Below are 5,155 nucleotides of genomic sequence, written 5' to 3' on the forward strand. Positions count from 1 at the left end.
CCCCTCGCCGCCATCTACCATCAGGCCCTCTTAAGAAGCGCTGGTCTATCCGACAATCCAACGGACACAGCGATTCTGAATCTTGGCGGCGTCGCCAACATCTCGTGGTGGGACGGGCATAACACCCTGATTGCCTTCGACACAGGCCCGGCCAACGCGCCTATAAACGACTGGATCAGCTCCCATAACCGCGGCGACATGGACCGTGACGGCCTCATCGCCGCCAGCGGACAAGTGGATGAAGACCGCCTCAAAACGCTTCTCGAACACCCCTATCTCACCGAAGCCTTCCCCAAATCCCTCGACCGCAACAGCTTCACAAAAGACATGGCAACCGGCCTTTCTCTGCAAAACGGCGCAGCAACACTCACCGCATTTTCGGCAAGCGCAGTCGGCAAAGGGTTGGACATGCTACCAAAACGCCCAGCCCGCCTGGTAGCATGCGGAGGAGGACGCAAAAACCCGCAGCTTCTGAAAGAGATCGAAGCACGGGCAAACGTAAAAATCATTCAGGCAGAAGAGCTTGGCTGGCGTGGGGATGCAGTGGAGGCCGAATGCTTCGCCTTCCTCGCGGCCAGATGTGATCGCAATTTGTCGATCAGCTTTCCGGGAACCACAGGCGTTCCAACAGCTATGTCAGGTGGTACCAAGGCGCTTCCACACCAACACACCAGCTAAACAGCCGTACCAGAAGTAAAAAGGTGGGAGCCCTTGCCGCCGCGCAAGAGCTCCCACCGACCTCTTGTTTAAAGCTCAAAAGGTCTCAACTTCAAATATCTATAAGAAAAGGTAGGCAGTATATTCTGGTCGCAACATTGTAGATAATTGATATCTTGAAAGAATTTCAACTATCTGCAACACAATCAACATACTCGAAAGTTATTTTAACAAAAACCCCTCCAAACAACCAAAACAACAACTGTTGCAATTCAGTACCTTGATGTTTATTCGAACACAAACAAGTAGTATTGCACAAATACACAACACAATACTTATAGGATCTATGTATTTTTTACAGTAAAAACTGGCAAGGCATGTGCTAATCCATTGGCAATCCCACGAGAAGCGACATAAAGGCAGTTTGAATTTTCCCAAAGTCATGCTACCTCCTTTTTGAGGGAGGAGCCGTCTTTGAAGAGAAGAATTATCAACCGCATTGCCTTTGTTTCCAGCGATACGCCAGAAGCACTTGCTGCACGCCAAGCTCTTGAAAAGATGTACGGATCTGCCTCGCAAGACGATGCGGACGTCATTGTCGCACTTGGCGGTGACGGAGTTATGCTCTCTTATCTACATAAGTTTATGAACAAAGGCATGCCGATCTACGGCATGAATCGCGGTTCAGTCGGCTTTCTCATGAATGAGTACAAGACTGAAGGCCTGATCGAACGCCTTGAAAAAGCAGAGATAACACCTCTCCATCCACTCAACATTGAAGCTGTCGACAAAGACGGAAACGAGTTCACCGCTCGTGCAATCAATGAAGTCTCTTTCCTGCGCAAATCCCACCAGGCTGCGAAACTGCGCATCTCCGTTGATGGCCGCGTCCGCATGGAAGAGCTGGCCTGCGATGGTATCATTATCTCTACTCCCCAGGGCAGCACAGCTTATAACCTGTCAGCCCATGGCCCGATCCTGCCGATTGACTCTCCCCTGATGGCACTTACACCCATCAGTGCCTTCCGTCCAAGACGCTGGCGCGGAGCTCTGCTCTCGACACAGAACACCGTTAAGATTGAAGTACTTGAAGCAGACAAGCGCCCGGTCAACGCAGCCGCTGATCACCGTGAGTTCCGAAATGTTATCAGCACGACCATCTATCAGGACGCGACAGCTCAAAGCTACATCATGTTCGATAATGAACACAGCTGGGACGAACGTATCCTCTCTGAGATGTTTAAGTACTAAGACACAACCAGTTGATGCTGTGATCACAACCAAATATGCTAGAAGAAACAACTTCGGGTTGGAATTGCTCGTAAAATAGTTAGATATTATTTCGAATTCGAAATATAATCACACCTACAGCAATGCAGGCTCAGGAATTACGCAGGACAATGGCTTCTTTAACTGGTTCAGATAAATCTTCTCAGGAACACATCCGCGTTCCAAACGACCTTTCCAAAAAAGTCCGGAAGATGTCGACCATTGAAGCTGCCAAGTTCGATCCGGTCAAAGCTGCTGAAGAAGCCATCGAGAAACTCTCTGACAAGTTTGAGAGCTGGATGGGATCGGAAGTCGATTGCCTGAAAGAGACCAATCAGGCAGCTCAGAATGCTGATTTTACAGAGGAAACCTACGACGCACTGTTCCGCTGCGCCCACGATATCAAAGGCCAGGCGGAGACTCTGGGCTTCCCACTGGTTGGCCGCGTTGCAAACAATCTGACACTCTTGCTGGTCGCCGCCAAGACACAAGAGAGCTTCCCGAAAGAGCTCATCGCTCAACACGTAAGCGCAATCAATGCAATGATTTCTGAAGATGCCCGCGACGAAACCAATCGGCTTGGTGTCGCGCTTGTGACAAGGCTGGAAGAAGCAAGCGCACCGCTCACGGAGCTCGTCGACAGCTAATCAAGCAATAATCTGAATACCTTAAGCAACGTCGCTCAGCATTTCAGCTACACGAGTACGTGCACTTTCGCGCGCAGCCTCATTTGAGAGGCGATGCAACAAGTCTTGCAGATCTCCCAGATCCTCAATACCCAGCTCATCTTCCAGCGCAATCAGATCACCCGCTACAATGCGTGACTTGGACCAATGGTCGATCTGCATGTTTTCGACCCGTTGCCAGCTGGCAATACACTCCTGGAAAAGTGCATGCGTGCGATCAGGTAAGCCAGCGGCTGATAAGACGCGTCGCAGCGAAGCACCAAATGGCGTCGCCAATGCGTCAAACACCTGATCCTCATCATAATCAGATAAGCGAGCCAGCGAGCTTGTAAGCAGGTTAAAGCAACCGGTTACTGCGGAACGAAGCAAAAGAACGCTTGTCATCTGAGCGGAAACAACCAGATGTTCAACAAGCCCGTGCAACTCTTTGTCAGAGGCACTCCAGGCCAGTGAAATCGTGGAACGATCCTGCGCATCAGCGACCAGTTGCTCGGGAGCACGCATATTCCTTGCACCAAGCACCTGCGGATGATCACCAAGACCTTCAGTGTAACGCCGCAGCATCATATGTCGGATTTGCAAGGGAACATCATCACGAGACATCAGAGCATCTTTCACGTCCCGGCTTTCGCCAAACCGTGCAACCACACGCTCCATACTGTTGGGTGTGATCTCTGCTTTCTCATTTGCAAGCAAAGCAACACAGGCCTCTTCGCAAGCAACTTCACAGATAGCAGCAGACAAACCCACCGTAATTTCTGGCCGACTGGCAACTGCAACACAACGCTGAGTGGAGCCTGTCGCAACAAGATCCACCAGCTCACCTTCTGGAATAGTCGTTGCACCAGAAAGCAAAGGCAGCGCAACTTCATCTTCATCCACGAGCAAAGCAGAAATGATGTGAGAAGGAACAATCTTTGCAGCGCCAAAGGCTTCTGCAAGGGCGATCCGAACCGTAACATCACGATCATCAAGCAGGAAGGTCAATGCCGCCTCTGCTTCGCTGTACTCAGAGCTTTCAAGTTCAGAGTACAAGAAAGCACGCACCAAAGCACCAGCCGCCTGTGCGCGACTTCCACTTGGCGCATACTGCACCCAATTCAGAAAACTCTTGATAATCATGGCACTCAGAAACCTGTATCCACCAACTATGGGTAGAAATAATTAATCATAATTCTTAAGGCTTCGTTCACCGCACCCGCAGTTTCTCGTAAAACTTGTTTTTTGAAAGATTAGAGCAGCAAGAAACGCCTGTAAGTCACAGGTTCTAGACCTTCTTACTTAAGGACTTTCCACTTGCTTGGGACGGTGCAAGAAATTTGGTCAGATCCAAAGGCGCACCAGATGGTCGCGCAACTGGTTTTGGCGCAACAAACTGTTGGCTGATTGATTCCTGAACCTCAACACCAGATCGCTTCGTCTCACTCACAGCTTTGGACGCAGTTAATGCTGCCGCTTCATCAGTCCGAAACAGGGACTGAAAAGGCGCCTCATCTTTATCAACCGTCGTCGCACGCCATGCTGTCAGAATGCGACTTTCAACGCGGTGGCTGTCAATCGGCTTAGTGATAGGCCCCCTACGCACACCAACTGCCGGACGGTCTGAACCAGCAATCGTATCATTAAAGCGACCAACCAGGCGGTCATGCACATCGCTGACGGTCCGCGCCTGCCCATCCTTGTTGTAAAATACAGCCTTATTGGACCGCGCTTGTAGCGGAAACAGGTCCGCAGCCGGGTGCTCTGGTCGGTCCTGAGCAGCATTCAAAAGCCGTAGACTACCATTCACCCCAAGAAAATGCGCAAGATAGAGTTCACCAGCGGACGGATCCCGTCCCAGATTTGAAGAAAGTCCAGAGGCGTTGTCTTTTGCCAAAGCACCGGCAACAAGCGAAGAGATATCAGGGTCATAACGCAGATCCAGAAGCTGTTGCTTCAGGTGCTTGTTGTCGACGCGGTACTTACCATTTGCATCAACACGAATGTGCTGTGCATAGTCTTGCAAGCCCAATTCCTCGCCATTTTTCTTGAGCGTCTCAAGCCAGGTGGACTCGATGAATTGAAAAAGCCCCGAGGCAGAGGAGGTTTTAGCTTTGGCGTTTGGGTCAAAGGAAGATTCACGGGCAGCCGCTTGCAGCAGAAAGTCAAAAGACGTACCTGTTTTGGAACTGGCCTTTTGAAAAGCCGATTCAATACGCCCTGCAATGGAAGGATCGCCTGCAACCTTCACGAGAATCTGCCCCCTATAATACCACTAGTTAATATCTCTTAATATTAGTTAACAAATAGTTAAATTTTAATTTTACCCTACTGAAATCACTGAGTTATTTGAGTTAAAACAGATTTTTCGCCTATCCTGTTCTCTACGAATTATGCATTACAATTCAATTTCTGATTGGATTCGGAGAAAAGCAATGAACTGCCTGCTGAGCGTGATGGCCTCAACATTCGATAACACAGAAGAGCTGAAAGCTCTGAGGAATGTATCACTCGCCATTCTGCCAGAAAAGCCCGTCAGCGAGTTCGAGCCTTATGGCTCCCCC

5 protein-coding genes are annotated in these 5,155 nt (G+C 49.9%); 3 read left to right on the forward strand and 2 right to left on the reverse strand.

The window, feature by feature from the left end:
• The 3 genes from PPL9_RS09675 to PPL9_RS09685 form a co-directional block, all read left to right on the forward strand.
• The coding region (locus PPL9_RS09675; protein ID WP_200962222.1) for an anhydro-N-acetylmuramic acid kinase at positions 1-678 on the forward strand (678 nt) is incomplete at its 5' end.
• A gap of 453 nt (positions 679-1,131) precedes the next feature.
• Entirely contained in the window at positions 1,132-1,908 is a 777-nt protein-coding gene (locus tag PPL9_RS09680; protein WP_057462503.1) for an NAD kinase, read from the forward strand.
• A gap of 149 nt (positions 1,909-2,057) precedes the next feature.
• Positions 2,058-2,573: an Hpt domain-containing protein gene (locus tag PPL9_RS09685; RefSeq protein WP_057462504.1), complete on the forward strand. Its 516-nt coding sequence runs from the start codon at positions 2,058-2,060 to the stop codon at positions 2,571-2,573.
• Between the two features lie 21 nt (positions 2,574-2,594).
• Here the strand turns inward: PPL9_RS09685 and PPL9_RS09690 are convergent, their stop codons facing one another.
• Both PPL9_RS09690 and PPL9_RS09695 read right to left on the reverse strand, forming a co-directional pair.
• Positions 2,595-3,734, reverse strand: coding sequence for a DUF2336 domain-containing protein (locus tag PPL9_RS09690; RefSeq protein ID WP_057462505.1), 1,140 nt, complete (start codon positions 3,732-3,734; stop codon positions 2,595-2,597).
• Between the two features lie 145 nt (positions 3,735-3,879).
• Positions 3,880-4,842, reverse strand: coding sequence for a transglycosylase SLT domain-containing protein (locus PPL9_RS09695; RefSeq protein ID WP_057462506.1), 963 nt, complete (start codon positions 4,840-4,842; stop codon positions 3,880-3,882).
• Positions 4,843-5,155: the final 313 nt, after the last annotated feature.

The organism is Pseudovibrio sp. POLY-S9, assembly GCF_001431305.1.
Lineage (GTDB): Bacteria > Pseudomonadota > Alphaproteobacteria > Rhizobiales > Stappiaceae > Pseudovibrio.